Genomic DNA, 21,762 nt, shown 5'->3' with positions numbered 1-21,762 from the left:
TTTTGGGTAGGTTGGATTCGGTGCGGCCCTGAGAGTGACAGGACACAAATAGCATCAGAAATCCGAGTAATGCCGTCGTTTTCATAGGCCTACAAAGGTACGGCGAAACGGCACGGCAGCTCAGCCGTTTAACGTAAGTTTATCACCTGTTGAAAAGCCTTGCGGTGGGATTTGGCACCCGCGGTAAAGTTTCGTTATTTTGCGTAACGTCCGTCAAAAGTGACGGCAAAATCCCGCACCATGATCCATGCCCGCACGATTCATAAACATTACGATAATCTTCATGTACTTAAGGGCGTCGACCTCGACATCGAAAAAGGAGAAGTCGTCTCCATCGTAGGCGCTTCCGGCGCGGGCAAAACTACCTTGCTGCAGATTTTGGGCACCCTTGACCATCCCACGAAGAACGTGGATACCCGGTTGACCATTGACGGACAGGACGTATTAGGACTGAAAGACCGCGAGCTGTCGCGTTTCCGGAACCGTCATTTGGGTTTTATCTTCCAATTCCACCAATTATTGCCCGAGTTTACTGCGGTGGAAAACGTCTGTATCCCCGCGTTCATTGCCGGAAAAGGCAAAGCGGAAAGCGAGGCGGAGGCGAAGAAACTGCTCGATTTTCTTGGACTCTCCCATCGTATCAGCCACAAGCCGGGCGAACTTTCAGGTGGCGAGCAACAACGGGTGGCCGTCGCCCGGGCGTTGATCAACCGGCCCTCGGTGGTGTTTGCGGATGAACCGTCAGGGAATCTCGACACCGCTTCGGCAGACAACCTGCACCAGTTGTTCTTTTCGTTGCGGGAGGAATTCGGACAGACCTTCGTTATCGTGACACATAACGAAGAACTGGCGGATATGGCCGATCGGAAACTCGTCATGTCAGACGGTCGTCTACTTTCCTGATGGTACTGATCCTTCTCAGCTGGTGCATCATGGCGGCCTTTTTTGGCGTCTGGGGAACGGCTGTATCGAAGTGGCTATCCCTTTCATCCCCTTCCGGAGGGGTTTTCCTTTTGGGAGTGATGGCCCAAACAATAGTGCTGACTATAGTGGCCTTTTTCGCGCCACTTAACGGGATGGTTTTTTTAGCGAATGCGTTACTCACCTCTTTTGTAGCGTATACCATACGGGATGAGTTGCAAAAAAACGGACGGGAACTGTGGCACAGCTTCCAGAACTTTTCGCGTTTCGATAAAGTGCTTTTGGGTTTGGCGACGTTGGCCGCCTTATGGAAGTCGGCGCAACTCCCCTTCCTGATCGACAACGATACGTATTACCTGCAAACGATCAAATGGCTGCACGAGCACGGACTCGTAAAAGGACTCGCGAACCTGAACGTCGCCTTCGGGCAAACGTCGCCCTGGCAGATCTTACAGGCGGGCTTTGACCTCCCGTTCACCGGCTGGCCGCTCAACGACCTGAACGGATTGGCCTTTGTAATATTCGCCTTTATCTTACTTAGATTGACAGATAAAGTATCGAGTCGTTATGTATTAGTATTTAGCATGTTGCTTTTGCAATTTGTAACTGCTCCTTCTCCGGATCTTCCGGTGATCCTGATACTGGTATTAGCCTTTTTCGCTTACACCGATCGCGCATCGGGATGGTGGGCCGTTTTGGTCGTATATGCGATTTTCCTGAAAGTCACTGCCCTTCCGTTTGCATTGCTTTTGGTGGTGGCGTTGGTGAGACGGACCTTTGCGCTACGCTTTGCAGTTTGTATTGCCGCGCCTTTTGCCGTTGTATGGATCGCGAAGAATATATGGTTGTCAGGGTATCCGTTTTTCCCCTCGACGTGGGGCGCATTTGATTTTGATTGGACGGTACCGGAACCCGTAGCGGCTTCGCTGGGTGATATGATCCGGAACCATGAGTTTATGGGGGAAGCGGGCTTTCGTTCATTTGGATGGGTAGAACGTCTCCATCATTGGTGGCGGATGGACGGACTTGACCGACTGTTCAATATCGGGATGTTGGCGCTTTTCCCGGTGGCGCTTTTCCTAAAAGGTAAAAACCGTTCGTTCCGGCTACTGTGGACGGTATGTTTGTTGCATTTCGGGTTCATCATTGTCGTATCGCCCCAGTACCGGTTTTTCCTGCCCGAGTTGGTGTTTTTAGGGACGTTGGTTGCGGCAGAACTCACGGACCGCCTGCGACTTCCCGAACGCCTGCAGCAAACGGTTTTAGTCGGCGCATTGGTAGCCCCTTTCGTATTGCCGCTGGCACTGGGCAATCGACCGTTGACCGGAAACGGAAAGATGGCGTTGAACGACAGTTATGCCCCCCGTCTCATTTTGTGGCCTTCCCCGATTACCCGGCTGCCCGATCTGACGTTTGAAACGGAACGGGTGGGCAACCTACGCTATTATACACCGCCCAAAGACGCGTATTTCCACACGACCGGCGACGGACCGCTGCCGTGCACCAACCGGCGGATTTTGGAGCGAAACGCCCGCAAATATGGCGTTGTTCCGCAACTCCGTACCGCTAACCTGGGCGATGGCTTTCGCTCACTACCTGCTGATGAATGGGACAAGACGAATTAAAGGAGTTTCTCGACAGTAAGGCGGCCCAATACAACCACCCGGCTTTTATTGAAACAGACCCTATACAGATTCCGCATGGCTTTTCGAAGCGGGAGGATATCGAAATTGCCGCGTATTTAACGGCGACGATCTCGTGGGGCAACCGCACCAGCATCATCGGCAATGCCCGCAGGATGATGGATTTGATGGGTAATGCTCCGTATGATTTCGTGGTGTCGTATTCCGAACGCGACCTCGCCGCACTCGACTCGTTTGTGCACCGGACGTTCAATGGCGTCGATTTCCAGGCATTTATCAGGGGACTGCGGCATGTGTATGAGACCGCGGGCGGACCTGAGGCGCTGTTGGCTGCGCATCAAACCGCCGACAGCCTGCAACCAGCGCTTCACGCCTTTCGGAAGGTGTTTCTGGAAAAAGCCGACTCGGCCCGCACGGCCAAACACGTGTCGGATCCGATGAAGAATTCGGCTGCCAAACGGCTTAATATGTTTTTGCGGTGGATGGTACGGCGCGACACAAAAGGTGTGGATTTTGGTCTCTGGACGCAAATCCCGATGTCGGTTTTGTCGTGCCCGCTGGATGTGCACTCGGGTAATGTGGCCCGCAAACTCGGCCTCCTCTCCCGTTCCCAGAATGACGCTAAAGCGCTGTTCGAACTCGACCAGAACCTGCGTCGACTCGATCCACGCGATCCGGTTAAATATGACTTCGCACTTTTTGGATTGGGTGCATTTGAGAAGTTCTGATGAAGCCAAAAAAAACCCGACGCAAGGCCGGGTTCATGTCATTTAAAATACTAAGACGTCCTGAAATTGACCATCCAGTTGATGCCAAACCGGTCGGTGAACGATCCGAAATAAGCACCCCAGAACATATCCTGCAATGGCATTGTGATGTTACCGCCGACTGACAACTCGTTGAACAGGCGTTCGGCTTCTTCCTTCGAATCAGGCTCGAGGCTAATGTGCATGTTATTGCCCGTTGCAACGGTGAACCCCATTTCTTCGGGCGCATCGGTCGCCATCAGTACATGCCCACCCAGGATAGGTAATTCGACGTGCAGCACCAGGTTTTTCAGACTTTCGCTCATAGGTGGCTGGTCGGGTGCCTGTGGAGCCTGGGCGAAACGCTGTATGCCGCCGCCGCTGAACTCAGAACGGAACACTGAACGGTAAAACAGGAAGGCTTCTTCCGTGTTGCCCGGAAAGTTAAGGTAGGTTGTCACACGCGCTTGATTGTCAGTGCGAAGCTCGTTACGAAGACGTCCGCGCGCTTCGATATACTGGTCGAGATTCTCCAATGCCATCGTGTATCCTTCTTTGAAGCCCATGCTGATAACGGCTTCGAGATCGGTTAGTGAGGCATAGGATATAAGCACTTCAACCACTGTATGTTGGTCCGCCTCGCGGAAGGTATTGCGCCAGTTCGACTGCGGAAACTCCGGATTGAGCTTACCGTTTTCGTCAGTGAACCCATCTGCCGCTGTGTAGAACTCCTTTGGCTGGACATCGCCATAATCAGCGCGGCAGTAATGACGGTCGCCGTCGGGTCCGACCATGCAGTAGAACCAGTGTCCACCCGCCCGGAAGTCCATTGATAGGGTTTCGGCTTTGTACGGCTTTGGTGCTAGCCATTGGTCGAGGATTTCCGGGTTGGTCCAGGCTTCCCAGACGAGGTCGCGGTTGGCGGCAAATTCGCGTGTGACACGGATAGTTTTGTCGTTTTTGTCGACGGTGAAGTCGAATTGCAAGTGGGCATTCATGGTTTTTCGTTTTTTTTCATATTAGACAATATCGTATCGAGTGCGTCGAAACGCTGTTTCCACAGATCTCGGAACTGGGCGAGCCATTGGTCGACTTCGGCCATTTTATCCGCTTCGAGGCTGTAGTGGATCTCACGCCCTTTCTCTTCCGGACGCACGAGTCCGCATTCCGACAAAATCTTCAAATGCTTGGACACGGCCTGGCGTGTAGAGTGGAAATGTTCGGCGAGGGCATTGGGTGTCATCGACTGGGTAGCGATCAACACCAGAATGGCCCTGCGGGTTGGGTCGGCGATGGCCTGGAAAACGTCTCTTCTCATTATGCAATCATTTGGTTGCAAATATATATGCAACCGTACAGTTGCGCAAATAAATGATGTAGTTTAACGTGATAACAGGAAATTACTTCGATCAAAATAACTCACTATCAAACACTTAAAAAATAATTTCTTTTTTTGTTTGGAAATTCAAAACTTTCCGGAATACCTTTGCGGAACGTTCTTACCCACACATCCTTATCCAGAAAGACCGAGGGACTTGACCCAATGACGTCTTGGCAACCTGCTGAAAAGTAAGGTGCCACATTCAACCCTGCGCTTAGCGCGGGGACAGATAAGCTTAGAATAAGTAGTTATTTTATCTCTTGATACACTGCTCTTCTGAACTTATCGGAAGAGCATTTTTTTTGCCCTTTCGGTATTCCGGATTTGGATATTTCACCTGTAATCCAAATATCCCTTATACCATGAAAGAGCACACCCGCATTCTACACGCCATTCCTGTTGATCCGCTTACCGGTTCGGTTTCGGTCCCGATTTACCAGACTTCCACGTTTGTGCAGGATGCACCCGGCCAACACAAAGGTTTTGACTATGCCCGCAGCAACAATCCGACACGGAAAGTACTGGAAGACCTCATTGCGCAACTTGAGCACGGCGCCCGTGGCTACGCGTTTGCCAGTGGCCTTGCCGCCATCGATGCAGTGGTCAAACTGCTCAAGTCGGGCGACGAGATCGTAGCGGTCGACGACATCTACGGCGGGGCGTTCCGTTTGTTTACCCACGTGTATGAGAAGTTCGGCATCACCGTGCGCTATGTGGATGCGACCAACCCGGCCAACGTGGCGGCGGCTATTTCCGATAAAACGGCGCTGATCTGGCTGGAATCGCCGACCAACCCAACCTTGAAGATTGCCGATATCCGGGCGATTGCGCGTATCGCGAAGGCACATGGCGTGTTGCTATGTGTCGACAACACCTTTGCGTCTCCGGCTTCGCAACAGCCAATCGCATTGGGCGCCGACCTGGTGGTGCACAGCGCGACGAAGTACCTGTCGGGCCACAGCGACCTCATCGCCGGACTGGTAGTAACGGCGACGGAAGAACTCGGTGACCGGATCAAATTCATACAGAACGCATCGGGTGCGATACTCGGGCCGTTTGACAGCTGGCTGGTGATCCGCGGAATTGAGACGTTGTCGCTACGTATCCGCCAACATGCGGAGAACGCGCTGAAGATCGCAACCTTCCTAGAAAGTGAAGAGTTGGTGAAGAATGTCTACTACCCCGGACTTCCCTCCCACCCAAACCACGAGGTCGCCCGAGGCCAACAACGGTATTTCGGCGGGGTGATCTCGTTTGACCTTACCGTAGACGACAAAGAACTTGCCTCACGGATTGTATCGACTACCCACCTTTTCAAACTGGCCGAAAGCCTGGGCGGCGTGAAAAGCCTGTGTTGCCTGCCGTGCGAAATGACCCATAAATCGATTCCGGTAGAGAAGCGCTACCAGGCCGGTGTGACGGACAGTTTGATCCGCCTGTCGGTTGGACTGGAAGATGCCGAGGATTTGATTGATGATTTGAAGCAGGCGTTTGAAGGAGCGAGAAGCGAGAAGCAAGGCGCGAGTAGCAAGGAGCAAGTAGCAACTCACCACTCCTACTCTGAACTATGAACTCTCAACCCTACCTCAAACTTCTAATATTTAACAATTCATACGGCTTTCCCGTAATCAAATCCCTGTAGGATTTCGTAAGGGACGCATCCGCCCCTCCCCTACTCTAAAATACAGATTCCCGCGGACATAGCGGTACGGGAAAACCGTAGAAATTGTTAAAAGGAAGGAGAGGCGAGCAAGGAGCAAGTATCAACTCACAGCTCCTACTCTCAACTATGAACTATGAACTCGAACTTCTAACATTTTTAACAATTTGTACGGCTTTCCCGTAACCAAATCCCTGTAGGATTTCGTAAGGGACGCATCCGCCCCTCCCCTAATCCAAAATACAGATTCCCGCGGACATAGCGGTATGGGAAAACCGTAGAAATTGTTAAAAGGAAGGAGCCGGCTAGCAAGGAGCAAGTATCAAGGAGCAAGTATCAACTCACAGCTCCTACTCACAACTATGAACTATGAACTCTCAACTATAAACTATAAACTCCACACTATGAGCGTACTTCCCGCCCCACGTAAACACCTTACCATCGGATTATTCGGCTTCGGCTGTGTCGGCTATGGCCTGTATGACGTCTTGCAAAAAACGCCCGGGTTTCCGGCACATATCAAAAAAGTCTGTGTACGCGATCCGCACAAGGCGCGTCCGATTGACGCATCGTTTTTTACGTATAACGCCAGGGAACTGCTGGACGACCCTGAGATCAACGTGATTGTCGAACTGATCGACGACGCCGAAGCTGCCTACCCGATCATTACCCGCGCGCTGCGCAACGGGAAGGCGGTGGTGTCGGCGAACAAAAAAGTGCTGGCGACACACTTCGCGGAATTCCATGCGTTGCAACAGGAAGTCGGGGTGCCACTGCTATATGAGGCCGCGGCCTGCGCGAGTATGCCGATTATCCGGAACCTGGAAGAGTATTACAACAACGACCTGCTGGAATCGATACAGGGTATCGTGAACGGCTCGACGAATTACATCCTGACGAAGACGGCCACCGAGGGCGTGTCGTATGCCGAGGCCTTGCGCGAAGCACAGGCGAAGGGCTATGCTGAAAGCGACCCGACGCTGGACACCGGTGGTTTCGACGCTAAATATAAACTGTTGCTGTTGCTGGCGCATGCGTTCGGACATGTGGCGGCGCCGGACGACATCCTGACGTTGGGTATAGACGGACTCGGCGCGCTGGAACTCAACTATGCCCGGGAAAAAGGCCTTAAGATCAAACTGGTAGCCGAGGCGTTCCGGCGGGCGGATGGGCGAATTGCGGCCTACGTGACACCGCGGTTTGTGGCGTCGCACGAGCGTTTGCATGGTGTAGACGATGTGTTTAACGGTGTGGTGACCCGCACGCGCTTTGCCGATGAGCAGTTTTTTGTGGGACGCGGCGCAGGTGCGCATCCGACAGCTTCAGCCGTGATCAGCGACATTTCGGCACTGAGCTACGATTACCGCTATGAATACCGTAAGATACAACAGGATGGCGTAACGGCGTTATCGGATGACTTTGAAGTGACGATTCTGCTCCGCTACCGACAGGACGATGCCATGGCGCTGCGCCGTTACTTCCGGTCGGTGACGGAAACCTACGGCAATGCCGACGAAGGCTATACGATCGGGACGCTGTCGTTTGAACGGTTGCGGTTGCTGTCGGAGGATCCGTTGCCGAAATCGATCGTGTTGTTTGGCGTGGATGCAGAAACGGAAGCGCTCGCCGTGGAGACTACCGAAACGACCTCGGAACACTCGGTGCCTGCGTTTGTCATATAGGGCTTTGACAGGACTAACGCCCGGGCGGAGAAGGTTGCGCCAGGGATAGCAGCGACAGCCTTTGTGCCCCCCTGCTTTTCGGGGCAACAAAGCTATAGCGGATAGCCCGCTGGCGGAGGCAACGTCGGGGTTAGTCGAGACGTACATCGCCGGGGCGCCCTACCCTAATCTATTCAGGAAATCACGCCCGATCCGAGTAGTTCCTCGCCGTCGTACCACGCGACGAATTGCCCTTCGGTGATGGCCGATTGCGGGGTTTCGAAGGCGACGTAGAGGCCGTTGTCGAACTGGTGGAGCGTGGCTTTTTGCAGCGGCTGGCGGTAGCGGATGCGGGCCATGACCTCGCGTGTCTCGCCGTCGCGGAGGCGGAGGTCTTCGCGGATCCAGTGGACTTCCGGGCCTTGTACGAAAAGGGCCGATTTGTAGAGTCCGGGGTGGTCGTGCCCCATGCCCGTATAAATCGTATTGGTCTCGACGTCGGTGCCGATGACGAACAGTGGTTCGGGCGTGCCGCCTACGTTGAGGCCTTTGCGTTGCCCGATCGTGAAGTAGTGCGCGCCTTGGTGTTTGCCGACGACTTTTCCGTGTCCGTCAAGCGGGACATCGGCAGCGGCCAGCGCAAGCCGTTCTTTGGGCGACGTGGCATGGTCGAGGTGGCGGTCGAAAATACCGTCGTGGGCGTCGACCTGCACGATGACGCCTTCTTTGGGCTGCAGTTTTTGTTGCAGGAATTCGGGCAGGCGCACTTTTCCGATGAAGCAGAGTCCTTGTGAGTCTTTTTTCTCAGCCGTCACTAAATCATTCTCCGACGCGATGCGCCGCACTTCGGGTTTGGTGAGTTCGCCTATAGGGAACAGTGCTTTTGCCAGTTGTTCCTGTGAGAGTTGGCAAAGGAAATACGACTGGTCTTTATTGTTATCGACGCCCGACAGCAGTTGGTAGACCGGCTTGCCATCGACAATGGTTTCGGCTTTGCGGCAATAGTGGCCGGTGGCGACGTAATCAGCTCCGAGTTCGAGGGCGATCTTGAGGAAGACGTCAAACTTGATCTCGCGGTTGCAGAGTACGTCGGGATTGGGCGTGCGGCCTTTTTCGTATTCGTTGAACATATAGTCGACGATACGTTCTTTGTATTGCTCGCTGAGATCGATGGTCTGGAAAGGGATGCCGAGTTTTTCGGCGACGAGGAGTGCGTCGTTGCTGTCTTCGAGCCACGGGCATTCGTCGGATATGGTGACGGTGTCGTCGTGCCAGTTCTTCATGAACAGCCCGATGACTTCGTATCCTTGTTGCTGGAGCAGGTAGGCGGCGACAGAGGAGTCGACTCCGCCTGAGAGCCCTACGACTACGCGTTTCATGGAGTTGAAATTTTCTGCAAAGATACGACAGTTTGGAGTTTTGAGGGTTGGGTTTTGAGGGTTGAGTTGGGATAGGGAGTTGAGGGTTGAGGGTTCAGGGTTGGGGTAGTCGACCGGTAACTGTCAACTAAGAACTATAAACTTTGAACTATAAACTATCAACTCGTTCATCCTTCATTGTTCTTCTTATTTTTGTCGCGACAGGCACCGCTTCAACACGGGATGGCCCCGGGTCAATGTCGTTGCCCTTGGCATATAACCGGTGGGCTAACTTGAAAAAACGTGAAGAAATGCAATCGAATTTATCTTACCGGGCCTACGTATATGCCGGCATGGCGGTGGTGATGCTTTTTTCGCCCATTTACCTGTTTTTTAACCGGGTAGAAGCATTCGGAAACGACTATGATTTCAAGTTCCTTTTAGTGGGTTCCCCGATGTTATTAGTTTCTGTCCGGCTGTTACTGGGAACGTGGCGAAGGTTGATAAAGGTGACGCTTTCAAACGGGGATATTACTGTTGCGAACATAGCCGATGTCGTGACAAAAATAAGTCTCAGCGAACTGGATGGTTTCGAAACCACATTTGAAACGTCTAGAGGCGGGCGCTACGAAGTACTCTACTTGATGAAAGGCAAAAAGAGTGTGGTACATCTTTCTCAGTTTCATTTGGCGAACTATGTCGAAATCAAGAAGTTCATTACGCCTAAATTAAAGGACCTCGGATACGGCAAATTCAGTCTCTTTGGCAGCTTGAAAAGATATAGATAGGCAATTTTCAACAACAACGTAGCCTACGCCATTGTTCGCAGCCGTTGCGGCGCCTTTTTGTTTTTTGTATTTTCACTCCTGAAGATACGGCAACCCGTTAAACGGACGGTTCGCGAGCTTGGCTTATACCCTATGAAAAATAGAAAAATGATAGTGGCATTACTATTCGGATTGTTCATCATCGTGGTGGGTTCCATTACGATTTACAAGAAAAGTGACGAGTACCAACGGACACAAGTTCCGACCCCTACAACGGTTAACAAAACAGTTCCGGACGCACCCATCGGTTTTGGGTATAAGTGTATGTGGTTGGCCGTGAAGACAGGCGACAAAACCCGACTTGCCGCGATGTTACAACTCAGGAACGTGTCGGATTGCAACTGGCAGGTGGGGATTGCCCGCGCGTATGAGGGCGCCGTATTCGTTACACCACCCCTTGATGGTTGGACATTGGCCTGCGGTTGGGGACTTCCGCACGGTGACAGCAAAGAGGGGATCGACGAGGTCAAAACCCTACTCGAAACATTGAGCCGGACGTTTGGCGACGCACAGTTTTTCTGTACGCATCGTGTGACCGAGTACCATTGCTGGATGAAGGCCACGGGCGGGCACATCGACCGGGTGTATAGCTATTTAGGGGAAACCGGTGAGAACATCGCAGTCGAAGGGCAACCGACCGAATTCGAGCAGACATTGCATCTTGCCAATACGTTATCGGACGAAGCGAAAGACGAACACTATTTCGATCGCGAAGATGTCGTGTGGCCCGACGAGGAACTCGTTATGCAGGTCGCAGGGCATTGGAGTGTTGACCCGTCAAAACTGGACGCCCGAACTGACATCGCGCTTGGTTTGGGACTATTGGGGGAACGAAAATGAAGGGGTATGCAGGCATACTGACAATACTACTCGGCCTTCTCTGCCTCAGCCTGGCTCCGATGCCCCTAAAAGCACTTCCACAAAGATTTGAGGAGATTATTATCGGAAACTGGCAGTCTGATAGGGTACTGCAGATGAGTGCGGAACTGGCCTTCCGCAAAAATGCTACAGGTACGTTAAAGTGGTCTAATGGCTCGGAAGATGACTTTACCTATCGATTGAACGACAGTGTCCTAAAAATTGTATGGGATACCCGCTCTACGAAACACCTAATTTCTAAACTTACACCCCGCACTTTAAAGCTCAAACTAAATTCCCGCAAAAAAATAAAAAGGGATAAAACCGGAAAGAAGTTTGTTTCCGCCAACATTGAATTTGTAGAACTGGTGACGTTTACGAAAAAGCAGTAGTCAAAGATTCGGATTTCCATTTTCTTGTTACGTTAGTCATGCGGGGCTACATCGGTAGGTTCCGCTCAAACATGAAATACCTATCCTACCTTTTTGCCGTGTTCCTCACACTTTCCTGTAAAAGAGACCGACAGCATGCACCTGACAACAAAAAGAGCCAACCTTTACGTATTACCGCGACCAAAACACCAGTTGGAGATTGTATTCCGGACACGGTAAATATAGGCCAGCACTACAACGGTCGGATTCTTTACAGCGCATTCTTGATACCATAATAACCTCTTTCGATGACGACCACCATCCCTACATCAAAGTGGTCGTGACGGTTTCAGGCCAAAGTAAGATCGGCTTCGAGACCCTCAAAACAATCGCGAAGGACACTTTTGGAGCGATCAACCACCGCGAAATACCTTTCTATTCCATTTCCTTTACGAAGGCGGGATCGCGGTACCTTCATGGCTATATCATCGACCAGGTATTCCTTAAAGCAAACGCGAAGCCCGAAGACAGCTTGGTTCGAATGATTGAAAAGGGTATCAGTTAGTGATAAGTTGCTCGTAAAAGGCTAACAATCGCTTTTTTAAAATTTATTTGCGTAGTCAAATAACTACATTTATATTTGTAGTCAAATAACTTCATAATGGAACTACGACGAGACGTTTTTCAAGCGATAGCCGATCCAACAAGACGGTCTATTTTGCTCTTACTGACTTCACAATCGTTGACGGCGGGGACGATCGCCTCAAATTTTGATACGGCACGCCCTACCGTTTCGAAGCATCTACAAATTCTAACGGAGTGTGAACTTTTAAAACAGGAACAAAAAGGGAGAGAGATTTATTATCATTTCAACCCTGAAAAAATGAAGGTGATAGCGGACTATATCGAGCCATTCCGGAAAATGTGGGAGGATAGGTTTACGAAATTAGAAATTCTTATGAAATCTCAACCTGAAATCTGATGGAACAAAAAACGAAAATAGACGCCGAGGAGGGCAAGCAAGACCTAATTATCACGAGAGAATTTGACTTACCGGTTGAATTGGTTTTCAAAGCCTACACAGAGGCAAAACTGATAGAACAATGGATGGGTACAAAAGTGATAAAACTTGAAAACGGACGCCACGGAAGTTATGAGTTTGAAACCTCTTACAATGGCCAAGTGGTATTCAAAGCGCATGGTACGCTTCACGAAGTGTTACCAAATCGAAAAATTACGAGAACGTTCGAAATTGAAAACCTTCCAATCGGTGCCCAAATTGAGTTTCTGGAATTTGAGAAACTTACTGACCACAGATCGAAGCTCACAATTCAAATAATTTACAAATCAGAGAAGCACAGAGCGGAACAACTGAAACTACCTTTTGCCAATGGACTCAATTCGGCGCACAACAAATTGCAGGAAATTTTTAAAAATGAACTATAAGTAACATGGGAAATCAAAAATCAAAAAAAAACGCCTTCTGGATCGTGACAGTTTTATTGTGTTTTGGAATGACCGCGGGCGGTATCGCCCAACTAATCAAAGCTAAACCAAACGTTGACGGAATGCTGAGCCTGGGTTATCCACTTTATGTACTCTCCATTTTAGGTGTTTGGAAGTTACTGGCGGTGGTTGCTATCCTCATCCCGAGATACACGCTTCTCAAAGAATGGGCCTACGCTGGTTTGTTTTTCCTTCTATCCGGTGGAGTCATTTCACACTTGGCTAGCAGAGAAGAGCCAATAAACGCATTACCGGTATTCTTTTTCCCGTGTCTAACTGTTGCATCCTGGTATTTGAGACCGGCGGAAAGAAGGGTTTGTTTTACGACTAAATAATGAATTTATGGGATATCTGGTAGACTTCAAAGATGTAAGTACCATTGGTTTAGAAACATCGCCCTTTGCAAAGGCACTTGCCGGTTTGCGAGCCAATGAAGCTCGTTATTTCAAAAATAAATACAATAAAGATTTTATTGTTGAACCTGCGTCTCAAAGCGAAGAGGTAATAGACTGGGTTACGAACATATTAAAAAAGGAGCGAAATATCACGATAAAATCAAAACCTTTAGAGTCAGCCAGCTTATTAGTTGAAGGAATAAAATGGATGTATGTATTCTATGAAAACGGCTTGGCAATAAACGTTCTTTATACACTTGATGAAGACGGAAAGAGAGCTGTTGGGTTCAAACTTGCCGACGGTATGGATATTCCGGAAGAGCTACGTGAGTTTAAATTCGCACGACAAAAATCCAAACTCGCGGGAACGATTAGAGGCTCTTTCTTTGTAATCAAAGGAAAAAACTACAATTGAGAAATCGACAAACAAAATACATATCCACGAACAACTCTTTTGCTATAAAAACTTCTCACTAATGGCAGTACTCTTATGTGAGTGCACGGTTTCATTGAACAACTGACAACGTTGAACCAAGAACCCTCAACTATCAACCCTCTACTCTACCACCACTTTCCGGGCCGTCGCTTTTCCGCCTGACGTTACCGTAAGTAGGTAGACGCCTGTAGGAAGCCCAGCTACCGAAACCGATTCGCTGTGCGCAATGGCACGAAGACTGCGGCCTGACAGGTCGGTGAGTTCGAGGTAGTCGACCGGTTGTGTTGTGGTTACATAGAGTCGATCGTGCACCGGATTCGGCCACACGGTCAGGGAGGTATCCCCAAAGCCCTGAGCACCGAGGTTGGCTACCGTGGTCAGGGCCGTATTGGTGACAATGGCGGCGTTGAAATCGAAATAGATTGACGCGCTGTTGCTGAATGTATTGCCCAGCACCAGGTTCGGTTTGGTCTTAATCTTGAAACTCACGTATCCGTCGTTGTTGGCGTCGTCAAACGGCAGCATGATGTTCTCGAAGATGAACTCGACGGTATTCGTATTCCGGATTTTCGTCACGAAATCATGGCTTCCGGTGAGCGGCACCAATGTATTGATATCAAACTTATTGGTATCGATAACGTCTTTTACGACGATATTCTCTGCCTCAGCCGATCCGACGTTTTCAAAGCGGATGACATAGTGGACATACTCCCCTACTTTCTCCGGCACGATGGTATCGCCTTCGAGGCAGGTCTTGTCGTTCGGGTCGTTTGAATTCACCACGCGGTGGTTGAACGTAAAGGTATTGTCGGCCGGAAGATCGTCGGTATACTGCAGTGTGGCCGTGGCGGTATACGACAACACATCGCCGCTTTCCAGCGGGAAGTCCGGGTCCAGCGGTGTGTTGAGGGTAAACCACGCATGGAACGTCCGTATCTCATACGGCAGTAAATCGTTATAACTCCAACTATAGGCCGAAGACGAATCCGTATCGGGCGCCGGGTTGACCGAGGCCGGTGTGAGGTAGTCTTCCGGAAAATCAAAGTTCACGACGCCGGAAGCGGTTTTGTTGCCTTTGTTTCGAAGGACAATTTCATAGCGCGACACAAAGCCCGGGCGTGCGCGGTTTTCCGGCACAATGGCGACCTCCACATCGGGGTGGCTGCCGTTGGCTTTGATGCAGAAAGACTGTGTGATCGGGTTGGAAGCAGCAGGTAAGGTAATCGTGGCACTGGTCGGTGTGACGGTGAAATACGTCGGGTTCTCCGGCTGTGGCGTAATGGTGTAGGTGCCTGCCTGAAGGTCAATATCGTAAAGGCCGGTACCGTCTCCCACCAAAAACGAACTTACCGCTCCGGCGGACACCTTCATGCGTAAGTGCGAAAAGAGCGGATCGGTGTCGCTGCAACCGTTATTACCGTCATCAAAACGGGCCACGCCGTCAATGGAATGGAACGCGCCGCCAGGCACGAACGAACAGTAGGTGTTATAGGTGACATTGTTCATGCCTGCGTATTGGCTCGTCGCCAGTTTCGCCTGGATGACGCTGAGTTCGCCTTCATCGCAGCAGATATACTGGAGGTTCGGGTTTCCGTAGAAGTTGAACAGGTATTGGTCGCTGCTGACGGCTCCGTTCTTGATGAACATCGATTGCAGGTTGTTGTAATTCCCGACAATGGACGTGAGTCCGGGCATATTACTAATATCAATAGTAGTGATCTGGTTACCGCTGAACTGAAGTGACGTAAGCTGGACGCCGGTTAGGTTGAGTCCGGTTAACGCCAGGTTATTGCAAGTAAGCGTCTTGAGCGTAGGCACATCCGACAGGTTGAGTATACCTCCCACATTGCCGGGATACCCCGTAATCTCCAACGAGGTCAGTGCGCTGTTATTACCATGCGAAAAACTCTGGAACTGATTGAAGTTGCACGCCACCTGTGTCAGTTGCGTGAGGCCCGTGATGTCGAGTCCATTGAGTGGGCAGCTTTCGGCGGTCAACTTCTTCAGGTTGGAGAGGGAACTGATATTGAGTGTCGTCATGTCGTTCGACGAGCAAACGACTTCCTCCAAAAGCGGATTATTAGCAAACGATAGGGACGAAAGGTTGTTCTCGCTGCAATACAATTTCTTCAACATCGGCACGGTCGACAAGTCGAGCGAATTTAGGCCGTTCGCACCGCAGTATAGTTCTTCCAATTGCGTACACACCGACAGGTCGAGCGAGCCGAGTGGGTTACTGGCACAACTCAGGTGTTTTAGGTTGGACAGGTGCGAGAGGTCGAGCGAAGTGAGCGCATTACCTACAACTTCGAGTTTCTCCAAGGCGCTAATGGTACCCAGATTAAGGGTAGTGAGGTCGTTGCTGTTCACCGTAAGCCAACGAAGATCGGGCATCATCGACACATCAAGTGTGGTCAGCGTGTGGTAGTCGCAATAGAGGGTGCGCAGGTTGACAAACGCCTCGATACCCGTTAGATCACTGACATTGTATTGTGCTAGTATGTAGAGGTACTGAACCGCCTCTGCCTCCGACACCTGGATTTCGTCGTCGTTATTGAGATCGGCATTGGCGTCGGGCACGCCGTTGTTGTCGGTATCGACACAGAGTCCGTTCCGCAGTGCCGTCTTGAACTGGTAATCGGGTATGTTCACAATCTGCGCAGAAGCGGCAAACGCACTGAGTAACAGAAGGAGTAGAGTTTGTTTCATGGCGCTAAGATAGTGAAATGAGGTTTTGGGTTTTGGGTTGAGAGTTCAAAGTTGAGGGTTGAGGGAAGGGAACAATGAACAATGAACAATGAACGATGAACCATGTAGGATGTACAATTACCGGTCAACGATGAAGTTCATCGTGAAGCGGGCGGAGAAACGAACCGGTAAAACGGCTTTCCCAAAAAAAGCAGGTAAAAGTGGGTAAAGGAGGACGGTAAAAAGTCGAACTTCCAAATTGCGCCTCTCTCCTCTTTCCTCTCACTTCTCTCCTCTCTCCTCACTCCCTCTCCCCCCATGCCAACCCCATCGGCAATTCTGTATTGGAGAATTCCAAATGGATAACACGTCGGCGTTGTGTGCCTGTCGATCGTAGGGAAGAATGCAATAATAGCGGCTTCATGAGCATGGCACCGCCTTTCGGCACGCGGCAAAACACCTCTTTTTCTACTGTCCAGTCGATGGTTTCGGGGCGGTAAATGCCCTTGCGGTGCGACCCCGGAATGACTTTCAGGGCGCCGTTGGTTTCGTCAGTATCGTCGAGGTGGATGCGAACCGTGACGATGTTCTCGAGTATCGCGAGCGGCGGTTGTACAGCGAATTGGTCAGACTTGACCGTCCACGGCCCGAAACCGGGTACATCGTGTCTTTCACGGACAGAGATGGTCAAATCCTGATGGTACGCCACATACCAGTTAGAGGTTTCGGGTTTATCGAAATAAATACTTTTCACGACAAAATAACCAGGCCCTAACACGCGCTCCACCAACTGTCGGAGAGGCGCATTTAGAACGAGTTCCGTTACACCCGGCACCTGTTTCAAAAACTGCCGAATCGCAAATAATTCACGTGATTTTCGAAAGGTATCATGGGACTGGTCGGCCCTATCAATCGTATCGGCAATCGCCGCCAACTCCGCTTCAGAATAGAGATTGGTTGCTATTGCGAAGCCGTGGGTGGAAAGAGAAGCGGGCATGCGGGAGTTGGGTGTTGGGTGTTGGGTGTTGGGTTTTGAGTGTTGAGTTAGATTTCGTTCTCGCTCGACGTACTTCGTAATTTCTTGGGGGTGGACGCAAAAGCGATGGTCTGCTATTCGTGTGCGTTAATGTGTTTACCACGCATTCGTAAAGTCTAGCGGCTCGTTTACGATTTCGCTTCCTTCTTTCCTCCTATTTTCAACTTTAACAATTGATGCGGTTTTACCGTATGGCCGTCTGCGTCGCATTTCGTAAGGGACGCATCCGCCCCTCCCCTAACGCAAAATACAAATTCCCGACGACACCGCTTTACGGAAAAACCACAGTTTTGTCAACCATTAAAGGAGTTGGGTTTTGGGTTTTGGGTTTTGGGTTTTGGGTTTTGGGTTTTGGGTTTTGGGTTTTAACTAAACTGGGCATACCATCTCTCCTTCCGATTTTTACTTCCTGGCTCTTTCGTCTCTCCTCTTGCTTCCCTCATCTCTCCTCATTCCTCCTATCTCTTCTTTCCCGCCCCTTTCCTACCATCCGCCCAATCAAATACGGTACGAATAACGTCATAAAAGGATTTTTCGACAGTATCCACAAGGTGTCGGTGTAGTAAAGGCACACAACGAAAACCGTCAAAGCAACGGTGAAGAGGATATCAAAACTTAGGTATTTACTTCTCATGCGGGTTTGGCTTTAGTCGTGGAAAGAAAAGTACGAAAAAGGTGGAAGAGTTGGGGAGAGGGGAGAGGGGAAAGAAGAAAGAAGAAAGAAGAAAGAAGAAAGAAGAAAGAGGAAAGAGGAAAGAGGAGAAAAAGTCAGGAGATTGCAAGGAAGACAACAAGCGTCTGCAGTAGTTGCAACCCAATTCAAAACGTAAAACCATCCCGCCCCTTGGGTTCAATCCAGATGATAACGACATCATTACTGATATTTTAGCAGTCCCTCTCTGCTTCCTGATACTTGCTACTTGCTCCTCGCTACTTGCTACTTGCTACTTCAACCTCTTCTTCCACTTCCGTATCCGACCCGTCGCATTCTTAAACGGCGACGAGGTATTCAATTGTATCATCCGTCCCAGCGGATAACGCTCGTACCAAGCCGTTCCATAAAGCGCGTCATCTGTCCTGGACGCAATCAAGGCAAGTATATCAGCCGTCGTGGTGTCCAGCTTCGTGAGCAGCGTTTCGAAATCGTCCTTTTCATAATCCGCATAAAACTTCTGGGCAAGGCGCCCGAGTTCGTTCCATTTAAACCCGGTTTCGGGAAAGTCGACTTCCAGACCCTGGTTTTTTCGCTCCTCCCACTTCAACACCAACTGTCCCCACCCCACCAGATAGGCAACGAGGTCATGGATACTCATCATCGTATCTTTGGCATGGCCTTCCAGCTCTTTTCTGTCGGCGACTTCACCCGGAATACCCGACAACTCCACCTTCAGCTTTCGGTAGTCGTCCAGCACCGCTTTCCGCAGTTCGTCTTTGTTCGTTGGTATTGGCATTTCGTTGTAACGCTACAAAATTAGCCGCCTTGAGTCGCTACTATTCGGGGCTCGGAAAAATCGGCATTATCATCAATCTCCCGCAAACAAACGTACAAAACTTCGGTTGAACGAGGAGAGAAGAAAGAGGAAAGAGGAAAGAAGCAAAAATTCAAAGGAAGAGACAGCATGTCCAGTTTAGGGGGAACCAAAACTCAAAACCCAAAACTCAAAACTCAACCCTCTCCTCCAAATACCGCGTCCCCCACTTCTCCATTTCCGCCAACACCGGCGCCATGCTGCGCCCCAGTTCCGACAACGAGTACTCAACCCGCGGGGGCGTTTCATTGAATTGCTCGCGTATCACCAGTCGGTCGCGCTCCAATTCCTTCAATTGATCCGTCAACACCTTACGCGAAATCGTCGGAATCCGCGCCGCAATCTCGCCAAAACGCCTCACATCCGACCGCAGGCAATACAAAATCACCGGCTTCCACTTACCGCCGATCAGATCCAACACCGCACTCACCGGACACGCCGACAAAACATTGGGCTCTTCCTTAGTTACCATATCGTTACCACTATTTGCCGGTTACCTAAATGTAACCTGTTACTTTTTAAAACTATTGTTAGTTACTTTGTGTAACAAATGTAATATTTCCTTTTTAAAACCACAAAACCATGATTGTACTTACCGGAGCCACCGGACATTTCGGAAATGCCGCCTTTGACGCTCTTTTACAAAAAGGCGTCGCCGCCACTGACATCCGCGCGCTCGTGCGAAACGAAGACGCAGCGGCCAAGTTCCAAACCCGCGGCATCGAAACCGCCATCGGCGACTATGATGACTACGCCTCGCTTGTGCAGGCCTTTACCGGTGCCGACAAGCTGCTCTTCATCTCAGGAAGCGACCTCGGCAAACGCCTGTCGCAACACCACAACGTAATCGCAGCCGCACAGGAAGCGGGCGTCAAACACGTGGTATACACCAGCTTCCAGCGCCGCAACGAAACCGAGTCGTCGCCGCTTTGGATCGTCGCCGAATCACACATCGCCACTGAAAAGGAACTGAAACAGAGCGGACTCGCCTACACCATTCTCCGCAACAACCTCTACCTCGACTTCCTGCCGGGCTTCATCGGCGAGAACGTACTCGAAACGGGTGTCATCTATGTACCGGCTGAAACAGGTCGTGTAGGCGCTGTGTTACGCGCTGAAATGGCCGAAGCCGCTGCCACGGTGCTGTCGACAACCGGACACGAGAACCGCGAGTACGATTTTACGAATACAGAGGCCGTGTCATACGACGAGATCGCCCAAACGATTTCCGATGCATCCGGCAAAGCCATCCGCTACCACTCGCCTGCCGTCGACGATTACATCCAAACACTGACCGGCTTTGGCGTGCCGGCCGAGGTCGTCGGCATCTTCTCCTCCTTTGCCATCGCACAGGCCCAGGGCGAACTCGACGCCACCAGCGACGACCTGACCCGCTTGCTCGGCCGCAAACCCATCTCCATCCGCGAATTCATCAGCCGTCTTTACACCCAGTCGTAACAGAAACAGAGATTCCAACTACGGATAAAAAAGAAAGGGGCGTTCCGGCGCGATGGCGGTTCGCCCCTTTTTCACGTCCGGTCCGCGCCGTCGGGCTCTCCGCAGTGCACGGCACTTTGCTCCGATCCCTAACGCACGCCGCGGAACCGTCCTTCTTACCCGAACCCCACAGCCGCGGCTATGACTCCTACCGTGGCCGCGACAAACACCAACCTACCTGCATCCAACCTGTCCGCTTCTGACATTTTCCCATCCTACAAAAAAAAAGAGCCACCCACCGGCAGCTCTTTATATCCTACAATGTAACAAATTCGTTCTTCATCGCCCATCCTTCATTGTCCATCCTTCATCGTCCATCCTTCATTGTTCATTGTACATCGTTCATTGTACATTATCCGATCACTTCCTTCACCTTCTTCCCAATCTCCGCCGGTGAATCCACCACATGGATGCCGTTCTCACGCATAATGCGTTTTTTGGCTTCCGCCGTATCGTCAGCACCGCCTACGATCGCACCTGCGTGACCCATCGTACGACCTTTAGGAGCCGTTTCACCAGCGATGAATCCAATCACCGGTTTGCGGTTGCCGTCGGCTTTGATCCAACGGGCAGCGTCGGCTTCGAGTTGCCCTCCGATCTCACCGATCATAATGATGGCTTTGGTTTCAGGGTCGTTCATCAGCAACTCCACCGCTTCTTTGGTCGTCGTTCCGATGATAGGGTCACCACCGATACCGATAGCCGTCGTGATGCCGAGTCCTTGTTTTACTACCTGGTCAGCCGCTTCATACGTCAGTGTACCTGACTTTGAAACGATGCCCACGGTGCCTTTTTTGAAGACGAAGCCCGGCATGATGCCCACTTTCGCTTCTCCAGGCGTGATGACACCCGGACAGTTCGGTCCAATCAGGCGACAGTTTTTCCCCTGGATATAGTCATACGCTTTAATCATATCCGCAACCGGAATACCCTCGGTGATGGTGATGATCACCTTGATACCGGCGTCGGCAGCTTCCATAATAGCGTCAGCGGCAAAGGCCGGCGGAACGAAAATAATCGTGGTATCCGCTCCTGCCTGCTCGACAGCATCGCGCACGGTGTTGAAAACCGGACGATCCAGGTGGGTCGTGCCTCCTTTTCCAGGCGTTACGCCACCAACGACATTCGTACCGTACTCGATCATCTGTGAGGCGTGGAAGGTACCTTCGCTGCCGGTGAATCCCTGTACGATGATTTTGGAATCCTTATTGACTAAAACGCTCATATGGTATTTTGTTTACTGGTTTTC

22 protein-coding genes and 1 riboswitch are annotated in these 21,762 nt (G+C 50.9%); of the genes, 14 read left to right on the top strand and 8 right to left on the bottom strand.

Annotation, left to right across the window (positions count from 1 at the left end; all coding sequences use genetic code 11):
* The first annotated feature begins 240 nt into the window (after positions 1–240).
* From MKO97_RS09990 to MKO97_RS09980, 3 genes are read left to right on the top strand one after another with little or no spacing between them, the layout of a single operon-like run.
* Positions 241–903 (top strand): ABC transporter ATP-binding protein, encoded by a 663-nt coding sequence (locus MKO97_RS09990; protein WP_241103075.1) that lies wholly within the window; start codon positions 241–243, stop codon positions 901–903.
* Positions 903–2,546 carry a hypothetical protein gene (locus MKO97_RS09985; RefSeq protein WP_241103074.1) on the top strand — a complete coding sequence of 548 codons (1,644 nt, stop codon included), beginning with the start codon at positions 903–905 and terminating at the stop codon, positions 2,544–2,546. The genes MKO97_RS09990 and MKO97_RS09985 overlap by 1 nt, the downstream gene beginning before the upstream one ends.
* Positions 2,528–3,292 (top strand): TIGR02757 family protein, encoded by a 765-nt coding sequence (locus MKO97_RS09980; protein ID WP_241103073.1) that lies wholly within the window; start codon positions 2,528–2,530, stop codon positions 3,290–3,292. The genes MKO97_RS09985 and MKO97_RS09980 overlap by 19 nt, the downstream gene beginning before the upstream one ends.
* A gap of 50 nt (positions 3,293–3,342) precedes the next feature.
* Here MKO97_RS09980 and MKO97_RS15140 read toward each other — a convergent pair whose 3' ends face one another.
* Together MKO97_RS15140 and MKO97_RS09965 are read right to left on the bottom strand one after the other, a co-directional pair.
* Positions 3,343–4,308, bottom strand: coding sequence for an SRPBCC domain-containing protein (locus tag MKO97_RS15140; protein WP_319800060.1), 966 nt, complete (start codon positions 4,306–4,308; stop codon positions 3,343–3,345).
* Entirely contained in the window at positions 4,305–4,628 is a 324-nt protein-coding gene (locus MKO97_RS09965) for a helix-turn-helix transcriptional regulator (RefSeq protein ID WP_241103072.1), read from the bottom strand. Before MKO97_RS09965 ends, MKO97_RS15140 begins: the two co-directional genes overlap by 4 nt.
* A 192-nt stretch (positions 4,629–4,820) precedes the next feature.
* Positions 4,821–4,927, top strand: a riboswitch (SAM riboswitch).
* Positions 4,928–5,053: 126 nt separating this feature from the next.
* Here MKO97_RS09965 and MKO97_RS09960 point away from each other — a divergent pair.
* Together MKO97_RS09960 and MKO97_RS09955 are read left to right on the top strand one after the other, a co-directional pair.
* On the top strand, positions 5,054–6,262 hold the full coding sequence (locus tag MKO97_RS09960; RefSeq protein WP_241103071.1) for a PLP-dependent aspartate aminotransferase family protein: 1,209 nt from the start codon (positions 5,054–5,056) through the stop codon (positions 6,260–6,262).
* 493 nt (positions 6,263–6,755) lie between these two features.
* Positions 6,756–8,033, top strand: coding sequence for a homoserine dehydrogenase (locus MKO97_RS09955; protein WP_241103070.1), 1,278 nt, complete (start codon positions 6,756–6,758; stop codon positions 8,031–8,033).
* 173 nt (positions 8,034–8,206) lie between these two features.
* Here the strand turns inward: MKO97_RS09955 and mnmA are convergent, their stop codons facing one another.
* On the bottom strand, positions 8,207–9,391 hold the full coding sequence (gene mnmA, locus MKO97_RS09950; RefSeq protein WP_241103069.1) for a tRNA 2-thiouridine(34) synthase MnmA: 1,185 nt from the start codon (positions 9,389–9,391) through the stop codon (positions 8,207–8,209).
* A gap of 272 nt (positions 9,392–9,663) precedes the next feature.
* On the opposite strand from mnmA, the gene MKO97_RS09945 reads away from it, so the two are divergent.
* The 8 genes from MKO97_RS09945 to MKO97_RS09910 all read left to right on the top strand — a co-directional run bounded on the left by MKO97_RS09945 (position 9,664) and on the right by MKO97_RS09910 (position 13,742).
* Entirely contained in the window at positions 9,664–10,158 is a 495-nt protein-coding gene (locus tag MKO97_RS09945) for a hypothetical protein (RefSeq protein WP_241103068.1), read from the top strand.
* A gap of 132 nt (positions 10,159–10,290) precedes the next feature.
* Positions 10,291–11,037, top strand: coding sequence for a hypothetical protein (locus MKO97_RS09940; RefSeq protein WP_241103067.1), 747 nt, complete (start codon positions 10,291–10,293; stop codon positions 11,035–11,037).
* A complete protein-coding gene (locus MKO97_RS09935; RefSeq protein ID WP_241103066.1) occupies positions 11,034–11,447 on the top strand; it encodes a hypothetical protein in 414 nt (137 codons plus the stop codon). The genes MKO97_RS09940 and MKO97_RS09935 overlap by 4 nt, the downstream gene beginning before the upstream one ends.
* Positions 11,448–11,646: 199 nt before the next feature.
* A complete protein-coding gene (locus MKO97_RS09930; protein ID WP_241103065.1) occupies positions 11,647–11,991 on the top strand; it encodes a hypothetical protein in 345 nt (114 codons plus the stop codon).
* Positions 11,992–12,087: 96 nt separating this feature from the next.
* Positions 12,088–12,408, top strand: coding sequence for a helix-turn-helix transcriptional regulator (locus tag MKO97_RS09925; protein ID WP_241103064.1), 321 nt, complete (start codon positions 12,088–12,090; stop codon positions 12,406–12,408).
* On the top strand, positions 12,408–12,872 hold the full coding sequence (locus MKO97_RS09920) for an SRPBCC domain-containing protein (RefSeq protein WP_241103063.1): 465 nt from the start codon (positions 12,408–12,410) through the stop codon (positions 12,870–12,872). The genes MKO97_RS09925 and MKO97_RS09920 overlap by 1 nt, the downstream gene beginning before the upstream one ends.
* Positions 12,873–12,877: 5 nt before the next feature.
* Positions 12,878–13,267 (top strand): DoxX family protein, encoded by a 390-nt coding sequence (locus tag MKO97_RS09915; protein ID WP_241103062.1) that lies wholly within the window; start codon positions 12,878–12,880, stop codon positions 13,265–13,267.
* Between the two features lie 7 nt (positions 13,268–13,274).
* Positions 13,275–13,742: a hypothetical protein gene (locus MKO97_RS09910; protein ID WP_241103061.1), complete on the top strand. Its 468-nt coding sequence runs from the start codon at positions 13,275–13,277 to the stop codon at positions 13,740–13,742.
* A gap of 141 nt (positions 13,743–13,883) precedes the next feature.
* Here MKO97_RS09910 and MKO97_RS09905 read toward each other — a convergent pair whose 3' ends face one another.
* The 4 genes from MKO97_RS09905 to MKO97_RS09890 form a co-directional block, all read right to left on the bottom strand.
* Entirely contained in the window at positions 13,884–16,472 is a 2,589-nt protein-coding gene (locus MKO97_RS09905) for a T9SS type A sorting domain-containing protein (RefSeq protein ID WP_241103060.1), read from the bottom strand.
* A gap of 280 nt (positions 16,473–16,752) precedes the next feature.
* Positions 16,753–17,448 carry a phytanoyl-CoA dioxygenase family protein gene (locus tag MKO97_RS09900; protein ID WP_241103059.1) on the bottom strand — a complete coding sequence of 232 codons (696 nt, stop codon included), beginning with the start codon at positions 17,446–17,448 and terminating at the stop codon, positions 16,753–16,755.
* A 983-nt stretch (positions 17,449–18,431) separates the two neighbouring features.
* Positions 18,432–18,938: a ClbS/DfsB family four-helix bundle protein gene (locus MKO97_RS09895; protein WP_241103058.1), complete on the bottom strand. Its 507-nt coding sequence runs from the start codon at positions 18,936–18,938 to the stop codon at positions 18,432–18,434.
* A 208-nt stretch (positions 18,939–19,146) separates the two neighbouring features.
* Entirely contained in the window at positions 19,147–19,488 is a 342-nt protein-coding gene (locus tag MKO97_RS09890) for a helix-turn-helix domain-containing protein (protein ID WP_241103057.1), read from the bottom strand.
* 110 nt (positions 19,489–19,598) lie between these two features.
* Between MKO97_RS09890 and MKO97_RS09885 the strand changes: the two genes are divergently transcribed.
* Entirely contained in the window at positions 19,599–20,474 is an 876-nt protein-coding gene (locus MKO97_RS09885) for an SDR family oxidoreductase (protein ID WP_241103056.1), read from the top strand.
* Between the two features lie 391 nt (positions 20,475–20,865).
* Here the strand turns inward: MKO97_RS09885 and sucD are convergent, their stop codons facing one another.
* Positions 20,866–21,738 (bottom strand): succinate--CoA ligase subunit alpha, encoded by an 873-nt coding sequence (gene sucD / locus MKO97_RS09880; protein ID WP_241103055.1) that lies wholly within the window; start codon positions 21,736–21,738, stop codon positions 20,866–20,868.
* Between the last annotated feature and the right edge of the window lie 24 nt (positions 21,739–21,762).

Source organism: Flavobacterium sp. HJ-32-4 (genome assembly GCF_022532105.1).
GTDB lineage: Bacteria > Bacteroidota > Bacteroidia > Flavobacteriales > Flavobacteriaceae > Flavobacterium.
This window is presented reverse-complemented; position numbering and strand designations above follow the sequence as displayed.